Annotated in this window: 16 protein-coding genes and 1 pseudogene; 10 read left to right on the plus strand and 7 right to left on the minus strand. The window is 68.9% G+C overall.

Annotated elements, in window-relative coordinates:
• Nucleotides 1-10: 10 nt before the first annotated feature.
• Complete coding sequence (locus ACYSM9_RS00990) at nucleotides 11-943, minus strand: LysR family transcriptional regulator (protein ID WP_461855112.1); 933 nt, start codon at nucleotides 941-943, stop codon at nucleotides 11-13.
• 111 nt (nucleotides 944-1,054) lie between these two features.
• On the opposite strand from ACYSM9_RS00990, the gene mmsB reads away from it, so the two are divergent.
• Nucleotides 1,055-1,975: a 3-hydroxyisobutyrate dehydrogenase gene (gene mmsB / locus ACYSM9_RS00995; protein WP_461855113.1), complete on the plus strand. Its 921-nt coding sequence runs from the start codon at nucleotides 1,055-1,057 to the stop codon at nucleotides 1,973-1,975.
• 45 nt (nucleotides 1,976-2,020) lie between these two features.
• Nucleotides 2,021-3,505 (plus strand): CoA-acylating methylmalonate-semialdehyde dehydrogenase, encoded by a 1,485-nt coding sequence (locus tag ACYSM9_RS01000; protein WP_461855114.1) that lies wholly within the window; start codon nucleotides 2,021-2,023, stop codon nucleotides 3,503-3,505.
• A gap of 82 nt (nucleotides 3,506-3,587) precedes the next feature.
• Here ACYSM9_RS01000 and ACYSM9_RS01005 read toward each other — a convergent pair whose 3' ends face one another.
• Both ACYSM9_RS01005 and ACYSM9_RS01010 read right to left on the minus strand, forming a co-directional pair.
• Nucleotides 3,588-4,178, minus strand: coding sequence for a hypothetical protein (locus ACYSM9_RS01005; protein WP_461855115.1), 591 nt, complete (start codon nucleotides 4,176-4,178; stop codon nucleotides 3,588-3,590).
• Between the two features lie 48 nt (nucleotides 4,179-4,226).
• A complete protein-coding gene (locus ACYSM9_RS01010; protein ID WP_461855116.1) occupies nucleotides 4,227-5,090 on the minus strand; it encodes an SGNH/GDSL hydrolase family protein in 864 nt (287 codons plus the stop codon).
• A 77-nt stretch (nucleotides 5,091-5,167) separates the two neighbouring features.
• Between ACYSM9_RS01010 and ACYSM9_RS01015 the strand changes: the two genes are divergently transcribed.
• Nucleotides 5,168-5,818 (plus strand): alpha/beta hydrolase, encoded by a 651-nt coding sequence (locus ACYSM9_RS01015; protein WP_461855117.1) that lies wholly within the window; start codon nucleotides 5,168-5,170, stop codon nucleotides 5,816-5,818.
• A 31-nt stretch (nucleotides 5,819-5,849) separates the two neighbouring features.
• Here ACYSM9_RS01015 and ACYSM9_RS01020 read toward each other — a convergent pair whose 3' ends face one another.
• Complete coding sequence (locus tag ACYSM9_RS01020; RefSeq protein ID WP_461855118.1) at nucleotides 5,850-6,083, minus strand: RNA-binding S4 domain-containing protein; 234 nt, start codon at nucleotides 6,081-6,083, stop codon at nucleotides 5,850-5,852.
• Between the two features lie 32 nt (nucleotides 6,084-6,115).
• On the opposite strand from ACYSM9_RS01020, the gene ACYSM9_RS01025 reads away from it, so the two are divergent.
• From ACYSM9_RS01025 to ACYSM9_RS01035, 3 genes are all read left to right on the plus strand, one after another.
• Nucleotides 6,116-7,120, plus strand: a complete 1,005-nt coding sequence (locus tag ACYSM9_RS01025) for a DMT family transporter (protein WP_461855119.1) — start codon at nucleotides 6,116-6,118, stop codon at nucleotides 7,118-7,120.
• A 128-nt stretch (nucleotides 7,121-7,248) separates the two neighbouring features.
• The gene (locus tag ACYSM9_RS01030; protein WP_461855120.1) at nucleotides 7,249-8,634 is read left to right on the plus strand and encodes a glycine--tRNA ligase; all 1,386 of its coding nucleotides are present in this window, start codon (nucleotides 7,249-7,251) and stop codon (nucleotides 8,632-8,634) included.
• A 2-nt stretch (nucleotides 8,635-8,636) separates the two neighbouring features.
• Nucleotides 8,637-9,683, plus strand: a complete 1,047-nt coding sequence (locus ACYSM9_RS01035; protein ID WP_461855121.1) for a GNAT family N-acetyltransferase — start codon at nucleotides 8,637-8,639, stop codon at nucleotides 9,681-9,683.
• 128 nt (nucleotides 9,684-9,811) lie between these two features.
• Here the strand turns inward: ACYSM9_RS01035 and ACYSM9_RS01040 are convergent, their stop codons facing one another.
• Nucleotides 9,812-10,636 carry a lysophospholipid acyltransferase family protein gene (locus ACYSM9_RS01040; RefSeq protein WP_461855122.1) on the minus strand — a complete coding sequence of 275 codons (825 nt, stop codon included), beginning with the start codon at nucleotides 10,634-10,636 and terminating at the stop codon, nucleotides 9,812-9,814.
• Between the two features lie 4 nt (nucleotides 10,637-10,640).
• A complete protein-coding gene (locus ACYSM9_RS01045; protein WP_461855123.1) occupies nucleotides 10,641-11,393 on the minus strand; it encodes an alpha/beta hydrolase in 753 nt (250 codons plus the stop codon).
• Nucleotides 11,394-11,499: 106 nt separating this feature from the next.
• On the opposite strand from ACYSM9_RS01045, the gene ACYSM9_RS01050 reads away from it, so the two are divergent.
• On the plus strand, nucleotides 11,500-12,927 hold the full coding sequence (locus ACYSM9_RS01050) for a YibE/F family protein (protein ID WP_461855124.1): 1,428 nt from the start codon (nucleotides 11,500-11,502) through the stop codon (nucleotides 12,925-12,927).
• Between the two features lie 330 nt (nucleotides 12,928-13,257).
• Here ACYSM9_RS01050 and ACYSM9_RS01055 read toward each other — a convergent pair.
• Nucleotides 13,258-14,214, minus strand: a pseudogene (locus ACYSM9_RS01055) (globin domain-containing protein); the annotation flags it as partial.
• Here ACYSM9_RS01055 and dusB point away from each other — a divergent pair.
• Genes dusB through dnaG form a run of 3 tightly spaced genes read left to right on the plus strand, consistent with a single transcriptional unit; the run spans nucleotide 14,108 to nucleotide 18,591 of the window.
• Complete coding sequence (gene dusB / locus ACYSM9_RS01060; protein ID WP_461855125.1) at nucleotides 14,108-15,286, plus strand: tRNA dihydrouridine synthase DusB; 1,179 nt, start codon at nucleotides 14,108-14,110, stop codon at nucleotides 15,284-15,286. The pseudogene ACYSM9_RS01055 and the gene dusB sit on opposite strands and share 107 nt — an antisense overlap.
• Complete coding sequence (locus ACYSM9_RS01065) at nucleotides 15,279-16,568, plus strand: deoxyguanosinetriphosphate triphosphohydrolase (RefSeq protein WP_461855126.1); 1,290 nt, start codon at nucleotides 15,279-15,281, stop codon at nucleotides 16,566-16,568. The genes dusB and ACYSM9_RS01065 overlap by 8 nt, the downstream gene beginning before the upstream one ends.
• A 52-nt stretch (nucleotides 16,569-16,620) precedes the next feature.
• Nucleotides 16,621-18,591 (plus strand): DNA primase, encoded by a 1,971-nt coding sequence (dnaG, locus tag ACYSM9_RS01070; protein WP_461855127.1) that lies wholly within the window; start codon nucleotides 16,621-16,623, stop codon nucleotides 18,589-18,591.
• The last annotated feature ends 38 nt before the right edge of the window (nucleotides 18,592-18,629 follow it).

Here is an 18,629-nt window from a genome sequence, read left to right on the forward strand (position 1 = left end):
CCGCAAGCATTCAGCCGGCCAGCAGCGTGGCGCGGTCCTTCACTTCCTCCTTCAGGGCGGTGATGACCGCCTGCACGGCGGCGGACCGGAGGGATTCGGGCCGCGCCACGGCCCAGATGGGCAGCTGCCGCTCGAAGTCGCCGGCCAGGACGGGCACGAAGTCCGCCTGGCCGGCGACCAGGAAGTTGGGCAGCAGCCCGATGCCGGCGCCCTGCCGTACCGCCTCCACCTGAGCGAACACGCTGGTGGCCTGGAAGCTGCTCCTGGGCATGGGCAGCTGGGCTGACCAGCGGTGCCCCAGCTCCGCCACCTGGAGCGCAGACTCGACGTAAGAGACAAACGCGTGCTGCCCGACGTCGTCGAGCGTTTCCGGCAGGCCATGCGCCGCCGCGTAGCCGCGGCCGGCGTACAGGCGCAGGTAGTAGTTGCTGAGGAAGATGGTCTGCGCGGTGGTGACGTCGGCCCGGCCCACCACGATCTCCAGGTCCACACCGGACCGGTTCTGGCTCACTTTCCGCGTTGCGCTCAGCATCTCAATGTTCAGCTGCGGGTGCCGCTGCTGAAGCCGGACCAGCGAGGGCGTGACGAACACCGCCCCCACGCCGTCGGTCGTGGCGACCCGGACGAGGCCGGCCAGGGCGCCCTGGTCCTGGCTGAGCAGGCCGGACAGTGTCCCGAGCGTGCTCTCGATGGCCTCCGCGGCCTCCACCGCGGCCGCGCCGAGCTGGGTCAGTTCCCAGCCGTGCGGGCTTCGCTCCAGGGTCCGGCCACCCAGCTGCCGGTCCAGGGCGAGGATCCGGCGGGAAATGGTGGTGTGGGTGGTGCCGAGTGTTTCCGCCACCGCGTTGAACCGGCCCAGGCGCGCCACCGTCAGCAAAATCAGCAGGTCGTCGGGGCTGGGCAGCCGTCTCGAGTCCACTCCGGGCCTTCCTTCGATGTGCATCAATGCACATACCGTCTGTGATTTTTCGCCTTGATTGCACTCTAGCAGGGTGTGATCGTGGACACAGAACCGCCGACGCATGGCGGGAAGGGAAAGCAAAGGAGCTTACGCATGGCAGTGATCGGTTGGATTGGGCTGGGCAACATGGGCGGCCACATGTCCGTGAACCTGGTGAAGGCCGGGCACGAGGTCCGCGGGTTCGACCTGAACCCGGCGGCGCTCGCAGCCGCGGAGGCAGGCGGAGTCAAGCCGGCGGCGAGCATTGCTGAAGCTGTCCGGGGCGCGGACGCCGTCTTCACCATGCTGCCCAAGGGCGAACACGCCCGGGCGGTCTACCTGGGCGCGGACGGCGTGCTGGCGCATGCCGATACCCGCACGCTGCTGATTGACTCGTCCACGATCGACATCGCCTCGGCCCAGGCATTGCACGACGCCGCTGCTGCCGCCGGCTTCCGCTTCGTGGACGCGCCGGTCTCGGGCGGCATGAGCGGTGCAGAGGCCGGAACGCTGACGTTCATGGTGGGTGGTGAAGAGGGAGCCGTGGCGGACGCCGCGGGCTACATCGGCCCCATGGCCGGCAACATCATCCCTACCGGCGGCGCCACCACGGGCCAGGCGGCGAAGATCTGCAACAACCTGATGCTCTTCATCAACCTCGCCTCCACCGCCGAGGGCGCCGTGCTCGCGGACCGGCTGGGCCTGGACAAGCAGGTCTTCTGGAACATCGCCTCGGTCTCCTCGGGCGACTCATGGGCGCTGCGGACCTGGTATCCGGTGCCCGGCGTCGTCCCCACCGCGGCGTCCAACAATGACTTCGCGCCCACCTTCACCACGGAACTGGCCAACAAGGACATCGGGCTGGCCATCAGTGCCGCCGAGGACACCGGCACGCCCCTTGAGATCGGAAAGCACGTCCAGCAGCTGTTCCAGCAGCTGATCGATGCCGGTGAGGCAGGCAAGGACTGCTCGATGATCATCAAACTCGCCGACGGCTCACTCGAGCCCGCCCGCCAGGCACCGTCCGCGCACTGAGCCGCGCCAACCCACAAGACGCTAAAGCAGGAAAAGAGACTCCCTTTGGAAACCATTCCCCACTTCATCAACGGCACCCGCGTCAGCGACGCCGACCGCTTCGGCCCCGTCCACAACCCGGCCACCGGCGAACAGGAGAAGCAGGTGGCCCTCGCCTCCGCCGCCCGGACGGAAGAGGCCATCGCCGCCGCCCGCGCCGCGCTGCCCGCCTGGCGCGCCACAAGCCTGGCCAAACGGACCGGTATCTTCTTCCGGGTCCGCGAAATCCTGACCCAGCGCAAGCCGGAGCTGGCCGCCATCCTCACCAGCGAACACGGCAAGGTCCTGTCCGACGCCGAAGGCGAAATCGCCCGCGGCCTGGAAAACATCGACTTCGCCACTGGCTTGTCCCACATGCTCAAGGGCGAGCGTTCTGAACAGGTTTCCAGCGGCATCGACGTCCACTCTGTCCGCCAGCCGGTGGGCGTCGTCGCCTGCATCACCCCGTTCAACTTCCCGGCCATGGTGCCGCTGTGGATGATCGGCAGCGCGCTGGCCTGCGGCAACACCGTGCTGCTGAAGCCCAGCGAGAAGGACCCGTCCGCCGCTGTCTTCATCGCCGAAGCCTTCGCCGAGGCGGGGCTGCCCGCCGGTGTGCTGAACGTGGTCCAGGGGGACAAGGAAGCCGTCGACGTCCTGCTGGAGCATCCTGACGTGAAAGCGGTGAGCTTCGTCGGGTCGACGCCCATCGCCCAATCGATCTACCGGCGGGCCGCCGACCACGGCAAACGCGTGCAGGCCCTGGGCGGGGCGAAGAACCACATGGTGGTCCTTCCCGACGCCGACCTGGACATGGCAGCCGACGCCGCGGTGTCCGCGGCCTACGGTTCCGCCGGCGAACGCTGCATGGCCGTCAGCGTGCTGGTGGCCGTGGGCAACATCGCCGACGACCTGGTGCAGGCCATCACCAGCCGAATGGCAGGGCTCACCATCGGCCCCGGAACGGACCCGGCCTCCCAGATGGGCCCGCTGATCACCGCAGAGCACCGCGAACGCGTGGCTTCCTACATCGCGGGGGCAGAGGACGAAGGGGCCACCGTCGTCGTTGACGGGCGCTCGCAGCAGTTCGATTCGAACGGCTTCTTCATCGGCGTGAGCCTGGTGGACCACGTCAAGCCCGGCATGAAGGTGTACGACGACGAGATCTTCGGCCCCGTCCTGTCCGTGGTCCGCGTGGACACGTACAGCGACGCCGTCCGCCTGGTCAACGACAACGAATTCGGCAACGGCACGGCCATCTTCACCCGTGACGGCGGGGCGGCCCGGCAATTCGAGTTCGACGTCGAGGCCGGCATGGTGGGCGTCAACGTCCCGATCCCGGTCCCGGTGGGCACCTTCTCGTTCGGCGGCTGGAAGAACTCGCTGTTCGGCGACACCCACATGTACGGCCCGGACAGCATCCGGTTCTACACCCGCGGCAAGGTGGTCACCACGCGCTGGCCGGACCCGTCCACCTCGGTGATCGACCTGGGCTTCCCGCAGGTGGATTAGCTTCCCGCGGCTGTATTGAACCGGCCGGTTTAAAGCCCGGGGACCGGAATCCGGTCCCCGGGCTGTTTGTCCCTCGGCTTGGCTACCCGTTCATGATGTCGCCGCGGCGCTTCATGTACTCCTCCATGGACAACTCGCCGTTGCTGTACTGCTGGTCCAGTTCCGCGAGCTTCCGGGCCCGGAAGCCCTGCGGCGCGGCCGGCGGCGGGGGAGTGGCCGGTCCGGACGGCTGGCCCGGTGCCTGCTGCTGGAACGGTGCCTGCTGCTGGAACGGCGGCTCCTGGGGAACGCCGTACTGCGGGTCCGGCATCGGCGGCTGCCCGTACTGGTACGGCGGCGGTTGCGGGGCCTCGATTGGCCGGGGCTGGCCGGGCCCGCGGAAACCTCCGGAGAAATAGTCCTGCTGGGTGTAGCCGTCGCGGGGCTGCTTGCTCTGCGGGCCCGCCGAACCCGGAAACTGGCCAAAGCCCGGGTACTGGTCCGGCCCCGGGTACTGGTTCGAGCCCGGAAACTGTCCCGGTCCCTGGTATCCGCCCGGCCCGGGGAACTGCCCGGGGAACTGGCCGGGGAAGCCCTGGTCCCGGTCCCGCCGGGCCATGGAGCGCCGGTACATGCGCATGGCCATGGGGACGACGAAGGACAGGATGATGATCCAGAAGAACAAGCTGCTCACGGTGCGGCGCCTCTCGTGTGTGTCCTTCCAGCCTAACCCCGCACGGGCCTACCGGCGGCTGGGCTCCGAGGTTCCCACCGGACCCTCGCCCGAACCCAACGGAACGCCCGGGCCGAAGACCGGACCCGGCGTCGGACGTTTCGCCGTGATGCCGTCGCCGGAGGACTGGCGGCGCAGGCGGCGCAGCACCCACGGCACGAAGTATTCGCGCGCCCACACCATGTCCCCACTCCGGGCCTCGCGCCACGTGCGTGGCGGCAGCGGCTTGGGCTGGAGCGGTTCCAGGGAGTGGACGACGTTCAGGGCATCCAGCACCATGGCCGCGATCGTGTGATGGCCCAACGGGGAGAAATGCAGCCGGTCCTGGTCCCACATCTGCGGGTCGCTGAGCTGCCGCAGGGACCACATGTCCGCGATGACTGCGTCATGCCGGGCGGCCACGGTCCGCAGGTTCTCGTTGTAGATGGCCACCTTGCTGCGGATCCTGCCGAGCACGGAGGAACCCGTGTCCGGGCCGTTGAAGAGGACCACCGTGGCACCGCCCATGGACAGGATCTGCACCACGGAGTCGAGTTTCTCGGCCAGGGCGTCGGGGTCGCCGCCGGGCCGGATCAGGTCGTTTCCGCCGGCGGACAGTGTCACCAGGTCCGGCTTCAGCTCCAGGGCAGGAGCCAGTTGCTGGTCCACGATCTGCTGCAGCAGCCTGCCGCGCACCGCCAGGTTCGCGTACGCGAAGTCCGGCTGGGTCCGGCCCAGCTCCTCCGCCACACGGTCGGCCCAGCCACGGAAACCGCCGGGGCTTGAGGGCTCGGGATCGCCGATGCCTTCGGTGAACGAGTCGCCCATCGCCACATACCGGGTCCAGGGGTGGGAACCGGCAGGAGGGGTGGGAAAGGTGCTTGCGTCAGTCACGGTCCTATCCTGCCTTCCGGTCCGTTGGCTACGCCAACGTAGGTTGTTACTTTCCGGTAACTGTAAGAATGGAAACCATGACTGAAGCCCAAGTATTTCCTGCCCCCGTTGTTTTGTGGTCGCACCCGGAAGACCAGCGCGACGGCAGGCCCCTGCTGGTGCTCCTGCATGGCTACGGCGCCAACGAGCAGGACCTGCTGAGCCTGGCCGACCTGCTGCCGGGGGACTTCGCCGTCGCCTCCGTGCGGGCCCCCATCGCCATGGGCCCGGGCTTCACCTGGTTCCCGCTGACAGCGTCCATCGACTACTCCCTGGAGCAGGTGAAGAAGGCCTCCGCGTACGTCCTGGACTGGATCGACACCATCCGGGCAGGCCACCCGTCGGTCACCCTGCTCGGGTTCTCCATGGGCATGGCCATGGCCACCACGCTCCTGCGCCAGCGGCCCACGGACTTCGCGGCCGTCGTCGGGCTCTCAGGTTTCGTGGTGGACTCCGAGGGCGACCCCACGTTCCGGGATAGCGAACTGGACGGCACCGTCCCCATGTTCTGGGGCCGGGACCAGCAGGACCCCGTCATCACGCCGGACAAGATCGAGTTCACCATGGGCTGGGTCCGCAAGCACGTCAAGCTCACCAAGGTGCTCTACACCGGCATGTGGCACGGCATCAACCAGCAGGAGATCGGCCACGTGGGCGAGTTCCTTACCCACGAGGTGCTCAAGAAGTAGGGAGCACGACGGCGGCAGGCGGCCGCCGCGGCTAGTCCGCCGTGGGTGCCACTACGCGGACGCCCTGGCCGTTCACGGTTACAGTGTCGCCGTTATGCAGCTGGCGGCCGCGCCGGTCCTCGATCTGCCCGTTGACCTTGACCAGGCCGTTCTTGATGAGCTCCGCCGCCTCCACGCCGTCCTCCACCAGGCCGGCGAGCTTCAGCAGCTGCCCCAGGCGGATCATGCTGTCGCGGATGGGGACGTCGTCAATGGGGTTGCTCATAGAGCAATAATGCCTGAACTACAGTGGATCCAATGACTTCCCCTTCCCGCCTGCCGGTCCTGGCAGGCCTACCCCTGGCGGTGGGTTCCGGCCTCGCCATCCCCGTCCAGGGCCGCATCAACGGCGCCCTTGGTGCCCGGCTCGGGGATGGAATCGCCGCCGCCGCCGTGAGCTTCAGCACAGGACTGCTGGTCATGGTCCTCGTATCGCTGCTGCTGCCGCGGGGACGGGCCGGCCTGGCCCGTATCCTGCCGGCCGTCCGCAGCCGGGCGTTCCCCCGGATCTACGTGCTGGCAGGTGCCATCGGCGCGCTGTTCGTCTTCGCCCAGTCCTTCACGGTGGGCATCCTGGGCGTCGCGCTCTTCACCGTGGCCACCGTCACCGGGCAGACCGTGAGCGGGCTGCTGGTGGACCGGCTGGGCATCGGGCCGGCCGGAAGGAAACCGGTGACCGGCATCCGGATCATCGGCTGCCTGCTGACCATCGCCGCCGTCGCCTGGGCCGTGTCACCGCGCTTCAACGGTGCAGCTTCCACCGGCGCGGCGTCCGACGGCGGCCCGGCCGCATTGCTTGTTCCCCTTCTGTTGCCGGTGGCGGCCGGCTTCCTCATGAGTTTCCAGCAGGCCATGAACGGCACCGCCACCGTCCACTACGGCACGCCCATTGCCGCCACCCTGGTCAACTTCGTGGCCGGCTGCACCGTGCTCTGGGTTGCGCTCGCCGTGAAGCTGGCAGTGGCGGGGCCCGGAAATCCGCTGCCTGCCGAGTGGTGGTACTACCTCGGCGGGCCCATGGGCTGCATCTTTATTGGCCTGGGCGCCCTGCTGGTGCGCAGCCTGGGCGTGCTGGTGACCGGGTTGGGCATGATCGCCGGGCAGCTGCTGGGCTCGCTGGGGCTGGACCTGGTGCTGCCCGCGCCCGGCACCGTGGTGGCGCCGGCCACCGTCCTTGGCACGGTGCTGACCTTGGGCGCCATCGTCCTGGCCACCCTGCCCTGGCCCAGGGGAGCGCTGCGCAGGCGCCGGCCGGTAGGCTAGGACACGCAGCTTTCGACGCACCTTCCCTGATCCACCCCGCCCGGCCGGCCTGCCCCCGCGCATGCCGCAGCCGGGGCCTGAAAACCGCGGACCGCACCCAGCGGCCCTGTAGAAATTGGAGTTACCCCATGGCAGCAAAATCCGTCCTCGACCAGGTCATCTCCCTCTCCAAGCGGAGGGGCTTCGTGTTCCAGGCCGGTGAGATCTACGGAGGTTCGCGTTCGGCCTGGGACTACGGCCCCTTGGGCGCGGAGCTGAAGGAAAACATCAAGCGCCAGTGGTGGCAGTCCATGGTCCGCGGCCGCGAGGACGTGGTGGGCCTGGACTCCTCCGTGATCCTGCCCCGACAGGTGTGGGAAGCCTCCGGCCACGTCGAGGTCTTTTCCGACCCCCTGGTGGAGTGCCTTTCGTGCCACAAGCGCTACCGCGCCGACCACCTCGAGGAAGAATACGAGGAAAAGAAGGGCCGTCCCGCCGAGAACGGCCTGAAGGATATCGCCTGCGCCAACTGCGGCACCCGCGGTGAATGGACCGAGCCCCAGGAGTTCTCCGGCCTGCTCAAGACCTACCTGGGCCCCGTGGCCAGCGAAGAAGGCCTGCACTACCTGCGCCCCGAAACGGCGCAGGGCATCTTCGTGAACTTCAACAACGTCCTCACCACCTCGCGGAAGAAGCCCCCGTTCGGCATCGGCCAGATCGGCAAGTCCTTCCGCAACGAGATCACGCCCGGAAACTTCATTTTCCGTACCCGCGAATTCGAGCAGATGGAGATGGAGTTCTTCGTCGAGCCCGGCACGGATGAAGAGTGGCACAAGTACTGGATGAACGAGCGCATGGCCTGGTACACAGGCCTGGGCATCCGCGAGGAAAACCTGCGCTTCTTTGAGCACCCGCAGGAAAAGCTCAGCCATTACTCCAAGGGCACCACGGACATCGAGTACCGCTTCGGCTTCCAGGGCTCCGAGTGGGGCGAGCTGGAAGGCATCGCCAACCGCACCGACTTCGACCTCTCCACCCACGCCAAGGCCTCCGGCACGGACCTGAGCTACTTCAACCAGGCCACCAACGAGCGCTACACGCCGTACGTCATCGAGCCCGCCGCCGGCCTCACCCGTTCCTTCATGGCCTTCCTGGTCGATGCCTACACCGAGGACGAGGCCCCCAACGCGAAGGGCGGCGTGGACGTGCGCACCGTGCTGAAGCTCGACCCGCGCCTCGCCCCCGTCAAGGCCGCCGTGCTGCCGCTGAGCCGCAACGAGGACCTGTCGCCGAAGGCCAAGGACCTCGGCGCCCAGCTGCGGAAGAACTGGAACATCGACTTCGACGACGCCGGCGCGATCGGCCGGCGCTACCGCCGCCAGGACGAAATCGGCACCCCGTTGTGCATCACCGTGGACTTCGACACCCTCGAAGACCAGGCCGTGACCATCCGCGAGCGGGACACCATGAGCCAGGAACGCGTTTCCCTGGACAAGGTGGAAGGCTACCTGGCCGCGCGGCTGATCGGCGCCTGAGCATGGCGATCGAATACCGCGAATGGCGGGACGGCGACGACCTGGCGCTGCTGGAGATCTGGGGCGGCCCGGAAACTGCGCAGGCCCGCCAGTTCCGTGGCGCGCTGGCGCCGTCCTCCAACGGGACGGCCGGCACCCCGTGGCGCCGCTGCATCGTTGCCGAGGACGTCGTTGACGGCGTGGGCATCCCTGTCGCCGCCGGCGTCGCCTATGAAGCGTCCCTGCACCCGGAACGCCTCTGGAGCTACGTCGAGGTGGCCAAGGACCACCGCCGCAGCGGCATCGGCGCCACGCTGCTGGCCATGCTGCGGCGCGAAGCCGCCGACGCGCCGTCGGGCGTCACCAGGCTGCGCGCCAAGGTGGAGCCCGGCACCCCTGGCGCGGCGTTTGCCGAGGCGTCCGGGCTGGCGCCCATCCAGCGCTCCCGCCTGGTTGTCGTGGAGTCCGGCGCCCTTCGGCTTCCGGTGTTCCCGGACAAGGACTACGGCGGCCGGCCCGTCAGCGGCGAAAACGCCGGCTCCGACATCGTCATGGACCTCGCCACGGGTTCCGTTGAACTGACGGACGTGGTGGGGCGGTACTACACCTCCGTCCACGACTGGGATTCGCCCGGCGTGCTGTCCGTGGGCCAGGTGCAGAAGCTGTTCCTCGACGAACTCACCGGCGCCCATGGTGCCATCGTGCTGCGGGCCCAGCCCGGGTCGGCGTTCGGCGCGGGCGTCGCACCGGGCAAGAAGGGCCGGATCCGCGCGTTCGCTGTCAGCTACGCGCCCCCGGCGGATCCGGACGCCGCTCCCAACGCGGACCGCGGCGCGGAGGGCACGGGACGGGAGGCCCCCACCGACGTCTTCGTGGGGCACGAACCGGCCCTGGCCGCCGACGACGCCGCCGAAGCCGTCCGCGACATCCTGGCGCTGATCGCCTACCAGCACCCGGTCATGCTGGAACTGGACGACTCCATGGCGGCCCTGCGCGCCGCCGTCGAACCATTGCTGGAGAGCGGCAAGGCCCGCCTCGCCGCCGCGGAAACCCTCGTGGTCTCGGACTAGGCAAACCGGCACCGGTCCCCGCAACTGGGTAGCGCCACCTGCCGTTATGGACCCCCATAACGACAGTTGGCGCTACTTGTATGGGCGGGAGCGCGGGCTGCCTGGCTTGGGCTGCCTGGCGGGGCCGGTCACTTCTTTCGGGAAGTACGACGGCGGAGGCGGGCTGCGTCTTCGGCGTCCAGCAGTTGCCGCTCGGCCTCGGTGGGTGCACCGCCGCCCAGGTGCGCCGGCATCCACCAGGCACCCGGCGCCGGCTGCAGCGGGAAGTCGGCGATGCAGCGGTCGATTCCCGCCTGCAGCCTGCCGCGCAGCGTTTCGGTGGCTGCCTCCACATCGACATCCGGCCTGAACCGCAGGGGCTCGTCCACCTGGACGCAGACGGGTGCCCGCCAGCCGCGGCGGGCCGAGAATCCGTGGCCACGCGTCAGCAGCCGGTGTGCACCCCAGATGGATACCGGGATCAGCGGGACGCCTGCCTCGGCGGCCATCCGGACGGCCCCGGTCCTGCAGCCGCGGACCGTGAAACTGCGGCTGACGCCGGCCTCGGGAAACACTGCCAGGTATTCGCCATCCCGCAGCCTCGCCACCGCCGCGTCGTAGGCTCCCGACTTGTCGGCGTAGCCCACCACCACATGGCCGCTGGCGCTGATGGCGGGGCCGGCCAGCCAGTGGTCCGCGGCGCCCTGGTGGACCAGGAACCGCAGCTGCCCGCGGCAGTGCTTCCACAGCATCAGCTCGGCCACCGCGAAGTCCAGGTAGCCGAAGTGCGTGATGGCAAAGACAGCGCCCATGCCCGGCACCGGGACCCGGAAGCCACCCTTCGGGGCCGCGGACGCGGGAAGGTTCCCGACGCCGGAGGTGTGCACCCGAACCCGGCAAGCCCCCAGCAGGACGTGGGCAGCGCGGACCATCGACCGGTAAAAGCGGTCATTGGACGGGGGACGCCAGGCCATGCAGTTACAGGGTGACGTGGACCGAGGACTCCGGCAGCAGCAGCTGGAATGCCCGCGGCGGCCGGACCTTCGCCCCGGTGCTCTCGGCGAAGGACTTGATGACGAAGCCGGTGGTGAGCGTCTCCCACACCCGGATCCGGCGCAGCATGAAGTGGCCCACACCCTTGAGCGCAACATACTGCATGCTGGCCGCCCCGGCCGAGGCGCGGCGGGCGAAGGCCAGCGACTGGGCCGGGCTGGTCATATGGTCGGTGGTTCCGTGGACTACGAGGACCTTCCTGCCGGCGACACGGGCGGCGGGCGTTTCAGGGCTCAGCCACGGGGCCAGGGCCACCACTGCATCCACCTGCGGATGGTCCGCCGCACAGACTGCGGTCAGGCCGCCCATGGAATGGCCCACCAGGAAGACGGGCACGCCCGGGTGCTGCTCCTCTATCCGGCGCAGAGCCCAGCGCGCATCCTGCAGGGCGGACATGTCCGGGCCGTTCCAGCCGCGCACGCCGTTCCGCAGTGACCAGACTGCCAGGCCATGCTTCCGGCCGGCCCGGTGCAGCTGCCTGGCGAACGGAACCATCCGGGCCGGACTCAGGTGCCTGGCCTGTACGGGTTCCCGGCTGTGCGCCTTGCCGCCATGGAGCACCAGCACCACGCCCCGGGTACGCCCGGAAGCCTCCAGCACGGTGAGCACCGGCTGATGGCCGGGAACGGCCGGCACCTTCCCGGCCGGCATCCCGCCGCTGCCCTGTACGTCCTGCATGTTTGCTCCATGCTCGCCCATGCCTGGCACCTCCCCGTCCCGATGGTCCATTTATCAAACCCTAAGGCGCCGCACGTAGAGTTCACTACATGAGGTTCAACTGCTGATGGGCGCCGGACACTCCCACGCCTCCAAGGATCATTCGGAGCCGACGCCCCAGGCGATGGCCGCACGCAGGAACGCGAACCGCATCCTTGCGGCGGTGCTCATTCCGCTGGCGCTGCTCACCCTGGCAGGGATGGCGGCGCTGTGGCCCTCGGGCAGCAAGGAAGGGATCACGCTCGCGAATCCCTACGCCGCCGCCGCGGGGGTAACGTTCGATACCGGCACCATCCAGAACGTGGTGACAGAGAGCTGCATGCAGGCCAGCAACCCGCAAAACTCCGGCCAGCAAAACTCCGGCCAGCAGGGTTCGCAGTGCACTTTCGCCTTCACCGAGCCGGACAAAGGCGGAAGCCCGGTCAAGGTGGTCATCAACCCGGACGTCGCATCGTCCCACGGCGTGAAGCCCGGGGACCAGATCCGGTACTTGAACCTCTCCAACGCCCAGGGCGCCTCCGGGTCCACGGGCTCGCCCGCCTACATTTTCGTGGACTTCGTCCGCACCCTGCCCATCGTGCTGCTCGCGGTGCTCTATGCCGTGGTGGTCATCGCGGTCGCCCGGTGGCGCGGCCTGCGTGCCCTGATCGGCCTGGTGGGCGCCTACTTCGTGCTGGCCAGCTTCATGCTCCCCGGCCTGGTGGAGGGCAAGCCGCCCCTCCTGCTGGCCCTGGTGGGCTCGATCGTGATCATGATCGGCGTGCTCTACTTCGCCCACGGGCTCTCCGCCCGCACGTCGACCGCGCTGCTGGGCACCATTTTCGGGCTCGGCATTACGGCGCTGCTGGCCGCATGGGCCACCGACGCCGCCAACCTCGCCGGAGTCGGCAGCCACGACGCCGCCACACTGGTGAACACCTCGGCCAACATTTCCATCTCCGGAGTGATCCTGTGCGGGCTGATCATTTCCGGCCTGGGCGTCCTGAACGACGTCACCATTACCCAGGCCTCCGCTGTGTGGGAGCTCTACGAGCTTGCCCCGGCCAGCAGCGCCCGGAAGCTCTTCACGTCCGCGATGCGGATCGGCCGGGACCACATTGCCTCCACCGTATACACCATCGCCTTCGCCTACGCGGGGGCCGCGCTTCCGATCCTGATCATCGTCATGCTCTACGACCGGCCGCTGATGGATACAATCACAAGCGCCGAGCTCTCCGAGGAGGTCATCCGGACGCTCGTGGGGTCGATCGGGCTGGTGCTCGCCATCCCGGTCACCACCCTGATTGCCGTCCTGGTGGTCAAGGCAACGAGGATCCAGGACACGGCGGCGCCGGCAGCAGAGGCAGGGCACGACGACGGCCACGTCCACCCCAGCGACATCGCGGACACCGGGGCGCTCGCCGCAGCCGCGCTTGAGGAACGCAGCCGGCGCGCCGCCGACGAGCCCCCAACCGACGCGGCTGCCCGGAGGGGCCGGCGGGCCGACCGGGGCTGACGGGGACGGGGATCCGGGCCCGGCCGGATTGGCGGCGGTTTCCCCGTCCGGGTTGAGGAACCAGGCGGCCATCGAAGCGTCCGGCAGGGCGGCGAGGTCCGCACGCACCTGGTCGCGCAGCGCAAAGGACGCCGGGGAATCGTCGGCGTGCAGGAACATGACTTTCCGCTGCGAGTTGGATTTCACCAGGTGGGATAGCATGCCGGCCATGGGCGTGACGCCGATTCCCGCGCTCGCCAGGACCACCGGCCGGTCGGTGTATTCGAGCACCACATCACCGAACGGGGCCGACAGGGTCACCTCGTCGCCCACGTTGACCTGGTCGTGGAGGAGGTTGGACATCTCGCGGTCCGGCGCCCCTTCCGTGCGCACCCGCTTGACGGCGAAGCGCCGGTGCTGGCCGTCGTCGGCCTGGGTGAGGCTGTACTGGCGGGGCTGCAGGACGCCGTCGGGCATCTTCATCCGGATGGTGACGTACTGGCCGGGCAGCGAGGGCTTCACCTCACGCTCATCGGTGCGCTCGACCACGAAGCTCACTACGTCGGCGGTTTCCTGGATCTTCTGCGCCACCCGCCAGCTGCGCCAGATGGTGTCCGGGCTGAGCCGGACGGCGTCGTACAGCCCGCGCTCCTTGTTGATGAGCATGTTGGCCATCAGCCAGTAGACCTCGTCCCAGGCCGCGGCGACCTCGGGGGTCACGGCGTCGCCCAGGACATCCACGATCGCCCATATCAGGTTGTCGTGGACCACCTGGTACTGCTCCGGGGCCAGCCCCAGGGAGACATGTTTATGGGCGACGCGGGACAGCAGGTGGTCGGGAAGGTGCGTGGGATCGTTGACGAGGAAGCCGGCAAAGGCGGCAATGGAGCCGGCCAGTGCCTGCTGCTGCCGGCCGTCGGCCTGGTTGCCGCGGTTGAAAAGGCCGTCAAGCAGTTCGGGATGCTCCTGGAACATGTGCCGGTAGAAGCGCCCGGCGATCTCCTGGATGTTCTCCCCGACGACGGGAAGGGTCGCCTGGATCACGGGGTATGAGGTGTCCGAAAGCATGCCTGTGTCTCCTTCAAACGTCATGCCTGGGTCTGCGTTCCCGCGCCACGCTAGCACCGGGCGGAAACCGGCAACAGGTCTTTTGGCACTCGACGGAATCCGCCGATTTGCCCGGCTTTGCAACAATGGACAGGTGACTGTTGCAGCAACTCCTCCCGCCCCGAAGCTGGAACTCCCGCCCCTGAAGCTGGGGCCCATCACCGTGGACACGCCGGTGATCCTGGCGCCCATGGCCGGCATCACCAACTCCGCCTTCCGCAGGCTCTGCCGTGAATACGGCGGGGGCCTGTACGTGGCGGAGATGGTCACCTCGCGCGCGCTGGTGGAACGGACCCCCGAGTCCCTGCGCATCATCTCCCACGACGACGACGAGAAGGTCCGGTCCGTCCAGCTGTACGGCGTGGACCCCGGCACCGTGGGCGCCGCCGTGCGGATGCTGGTGGAGGAGGACCGGGCCGACCACATCGACCTCAACTTCGGCTGCCCCGTCCCCAAGGTCACCCGGCGCGGCGGCGGCTCGGCCCTGCCCTGGAAGATCGACCTCTTCACCTCGATCGTGCAGACCGCCGTGAAGGAAGCGTCCAAGGGCAACATCCCGCTGACCATCAAGATGCGCAAGGGCATCGACGACGACCACATCACGTACCTCGACGCCGGCCGCATCGCCCGCGACGCCGGTGTCGCCGCCGTCGCCCTCCATGGCCGCACGGCCGCCCAGTTCTACTCCGGCAAGGCCGACTGGTCCGCGATCGCCCGGCTGCGTGAGGCGCTCCCGGACATCCCGGTGCTGGGCAACGGCGACATCTGGTCGGCCGAGGACGCCGTCCGCATGGTCCGCGAAACCGGCGTGGACGGCGTGGTGGTGGGCCGCGGCTGCCAGGGCAGGCCCTGGCTGTTCGGCGACCTGCAGGCCGCCTTCGAAGGCAGCGACGTCCGCCACCGGCCCAACCTGCGCCAGGTGGCCGAGGGCGTCTACCGGCACGCGGAACTCATGGTGGAAACCTTCGGCGACGAAGGCAAGGCGCTGCGCGAGATCCGCAAGCACATCGCCTGGTACTTCAAGGGCTACGTAGTGGGCGGCGAGCTGCGCACCCGGCTGGCCCTGGTGACCAGCCTCGAAGTCCTCCGGGACACCCTGGCCGAGCTGGACCTGGACTCGCCCTACCCGGGTGTTGACGCCGAGGGCCCCCGCGGCCGCGCCGGGACGCCCAAGAAGCCTGCGCTGCCCAAGGACTGGCTGGACTCCCGGGCACTGAACGACGAGCAGTCCAGGGACATCGCCGCCGCCGAACTGGACGTCTCCGGTGGCTGAGGCCCAGACCACGGCGGCCGTGCTGCCCGGCTACGGCACCCACGATTCCGCCCGCTGGGTGGAGGAACCGCCCAAGAGCACCTACCGCTCGGACTTCGAGCGGGACCGTGCCCGGGTGCTGCATTCCTCGGCACTGCGCCGGCTGGGTGCCAAGACCCAGGTGGTGGCGCCGGACACTGACGACTTTGTCCGGACCCGCCTGACGCACAGCCTGGAGGTGGCCCAAGTGGGGCGCGAACTGGGCCGGGCCCTCGGCTGCGACCCCGACGTCGTGGACACGGCCTGCCTCAGCCACGACCTCGGCCACCCGCCCTTCGGGCACAACGGCGAATCGGCGCTGAATGAGGTGGCACACGCCATCGGCGGCTTCGAGGGCAACGCCCAAACCCTGCGCCTGCTCACCCGGCTCGAACCCAAGGTGCTCACGGCCGACGGGCAGCCCGCCGGGCTGAACCTCACCCGCGCGAGCCTCGATGCGGCGTCGAAATACCCCTGGTCGGCGCTGGAGGCGCCGGTGATCCACGGGCAGCGGACCAGCAAGTTCGGCGCCTATGATGACGACCTGCCCATCTTCACCTGGCTCCGCGACGGCGCCCCCGAGCGCCGGTCCTGCCTGGAGGCCCAGGTGATGGACCTCGCGGATGACATCTCCTACTCGGTGCACGACGTGGAGGACGCGATCGTGGCAGGCCACTTCCAGCTGCGCTGGATGGACAACCCGGACCACCGGGCCCGCGTGGTGGGTTACGCCAAGCAGTGGTACCTGCCGCACAACGACCCCGCGGCGATTGACGCCGCCCTGGCCCGGCTGGAGGCCACCGACGTCTGGGTGCGCGAAGCCGACGGCAGCCGCAAGTCCATGGCCGCGCTGAAGAACATGACCAGCCAGCTGATCGGCAGGTTCTGCCAGAGCGCCCTGGAGACCACCCGCGCGGTCTACGGGCCGGAGAAGCTCACCCGCTACAACGCCGAACTCATGGTCCCGGACGAGACGGTGATGGAGATCGCCGTCATGAAGGGCCTGGCAACCACCTTCGTGATGACCACCGAACACCGGCAGCCCATCTACGAGCGGCAGCGCGAGGTGCTGCACGCCCTGGTCACTGCCTTGAGTGCCACCGGCGACCGGCACCTGGAACCGATGTTCGCGGCGGACTGGCGTGCCGCGGAGGATGACGCCGCACGGCTGCGGGTGGTGATCGACCAGGTGGCATCGTTGACCGACGGGTCCGCGCTGGCCATGTACGAGCGTCTGGTGGGCAGCCTGCCGTCGCTGTGGTGACGGGCATGACCGGCCGCGACCGGGCGTCGTACCGCGGGACTAGGATTACTCTGTGGCTGGGCTGATCAAACGCGAAGATATCGACGAAGTACGCCAGCGCACGGACATCAAGGAAGTGGTTGACGGCTACGTCACGCTCAAGGGTGCCGGGCTGGGAACGTTCAAGGGCCTGTGCCCCTTCCACGACGAGCGCTCGCCGTCCTTCACCGTCCGGCCCCAGGTGGGCAGGTACCACTGCTTTGGCTGCGGTGAAGACGGGGACGTCATCGCCTTCGTCCAGAAGCAGGACCACAGTTCCTTCCAGGAAGCCGTGGAGAAGCTGGCCGCCCGCATCGGTTACGAGCTCCGCTACGAGGACGGCGGCACCGGGCCCAACCGCGAGGAAGTCGGGCGCCGGCAGCGGCTGCTGGACGCCCACAAGATCGCCGATGAATTCTTCCGCGCCCAGCTGCTCACACCGGGCGCCGCCGAGGCGCGGAACTTCCTGTTTGGCCGCGGCTTCGACCGGGCAGCGGCGGAACACTTTGGCTGCGGCTACGCGCCGCAGGGGTGGGACGCGCTGCTCAAGCACCTGCGCGGGCGAGGCTTCACGGACGCCGAGCTGAAGCTCACGGGCATGTTCTCGGAGGGCAACCGTGGCATCTACGACCGCTTCCGGGGCCGCCTCATCTGGCCCATCAAGGACATCGCTGGCGACACCATCGGCTTCGGCGCCCGCAAGCTGTACGAGGACGACCAGGGCCCCAAATACCTCAACACCCCCGAAACCACGCTCTACAAGAAGTCCCAGGTCCTCTACGGCATCGACCTCGCCAAGCGCAGCATCGCCAAGGACCGCCAACTGGTTGTGGTGGAGGGCTACACGGACGTCATGGCCTGCCACCTGGCCGGAATTACGACGGCGGTGGCCACCTGCGGCACGGCGTTCGGCACCGAACACATCAAGATCGCCCGCCGGCTGTTGTCCGACGACGGCACCGGGGGAGAGGTGGTGTTCACCTTCGATGGGGACGCCGCCGGGCAGAAGGCGGCGCTGCGCGCCTTCGAGGAGGACCAGCGCTTCACCGCGCAGACGTTCGTGGCCGTGGAACCCACCGGCGCCGATCCCTGTGACCTCCGGCTCAGCAGGGGCGACGAGGCCGTGCACGCCCTGATCCAGTCCCGCCGGCCGCTGTTCGAATTCGCCATCCGCAGCACGCTGAAGCAGTTCAACCTGGACACCGTCGAAGGCCGTGTGCAGGGCCTGAAGGCCTCGGTGCCGGTGGTTGCCGCCATTCGCGACGGTTCCACCCGGACGGGCTACTGCCAGGCCCTGACCGGGTGGCTGGGCATGCCGGACCCCAACGAGGTGCTCCGCCTGGTCAACGCTGAGGTGAAGAACGCTGCCAAGCGCGGGGACCACGGACGGGGAACCGTGTCGGGGCCCCAGGCGGCCGGTGCACCCGGACAGGGCGCCCCAAGCCGCCCCGCTGCCTACCCTGCCGCCGCCTCCGCCGGCGGTCCGGGCGTCGCCGCAGGGCCGGCGTCGGGCGCTGTGCCGTCCTTCCACCGGCCCGACCCCCGGGACCCCGTGGCCTCGATGGAGCGGCAGGCGCTGGAAGTGGCGCTGCAACAGCCGTCGCTGCTGGCCGGCGCGGTCTGGGACCGCTTTGCGGCCGCCCGGTTCGCCACCCCCGCCTTCCAGGCCGTCCACGACGCCATGCGTGCCACCGGCGCAGGCCTGACCGTGGATCCCGTGCGCTGGGTGGAACACGTGATGCACGAGGTCCCCGAACCGCTGCGGCCCCTGGTCTCCGAGCTGGCCGTGGTGCCGCTGCCCGCGCATACGGAGGAAGCGGTGCAGAAGTATTGCCGCGACATCCTGTCACGCCTTTTCGAACTCCAGATCACCCGGGTCAAGGCGGACAAGATGGGGCAACTGCAGCGCCTGGACGCCGCCGCGGACCCGGACACCTACCAGCGGCTCAACCGCGAGCTGATGATGCTCGAAATGGAACGCCGGGCGCTGCGCGCGGACGCCTAGCCAGGCCGCGGGCGGGAAGCCGGGGGCCGGCCGCTGGC

Source organism: Arthrobacter sp. C152, from assembly GCF_054890965.1.

Bases quoted from the DNA above. Each gene is read 5' to 3' on its own strand.
- mmsB (WP_461855113.1), top strand. From the start codon at position 1,055: ATGGCAGTGATCGGTTGGATTGGGCTGGGCAACATGGGCGGCCACATG.
- ACYSM9_RS01020 (WP_461855118.1), bottom strand. From the start codon at position 6,083: ATGAGCAACCCCATTGACGACGTCCCCATCCGCGACAGCATGATCCGC.
- ACYSM9_RS01025 (WP_461855119.1), top strand. From the start codon at position 6,116: ATGACTTCCCCTTCCCGCCTGCCGGTCCTGGCAGGCCTACCCCTGGCG.
- ACYSM9_RS01035 (WP_461855121.1), top strand. From the start codon at position 8,637: ATGGCGATCGAATACCGCGAATGGCGGGACGGCGACGACCTGGCGCTG.
- ACYSM9_RS01045 (WP_461855123.1), bottom strand. From the start codon at position 11,393: ATGCAGGACGTACAGGGCAGCGGCGGGATGCCGGCCGGGAAGGTGCCG.
- ACYSM9_RS01015 (WP_461855117.1), top strand. From the start codon at position 5,168: ATGACTGAAGCCCAAGTATTTCCTGCCCCCGTTGTTTTGTGGTCGCAC.
- ACYSM9_RS01040 (WP_461855122.1), bottom strand. From the start codon at position 10,636: ATGGCCTGGCGTCCCCCGTCCAATGACCGCTTTTACCGGTCGATGGTC.
- ACYSM9_RS01050 (WP_461855124.1), top strand. From the start codon at position 11,500: ATGGGCGCCGGACACTCCCACGCCTCCAAGGATCATTCGGAGCCGACG.
- ACYSM9_RS01030 (WP_461855120.1), top strand. From the start codon at position 7,249: ATGGCAGCAAAATCCGTCCTCGACCAGGTCATCTCCCTCTCCAAGCGG.
- ACYSM9_RS00990 (WP_461855112.1), bottom strand. From the start codon at position 943: ATGCACATCGAAGGAAGGCCCGGAGTGGACTCGAGACGGCTGCCCAGC.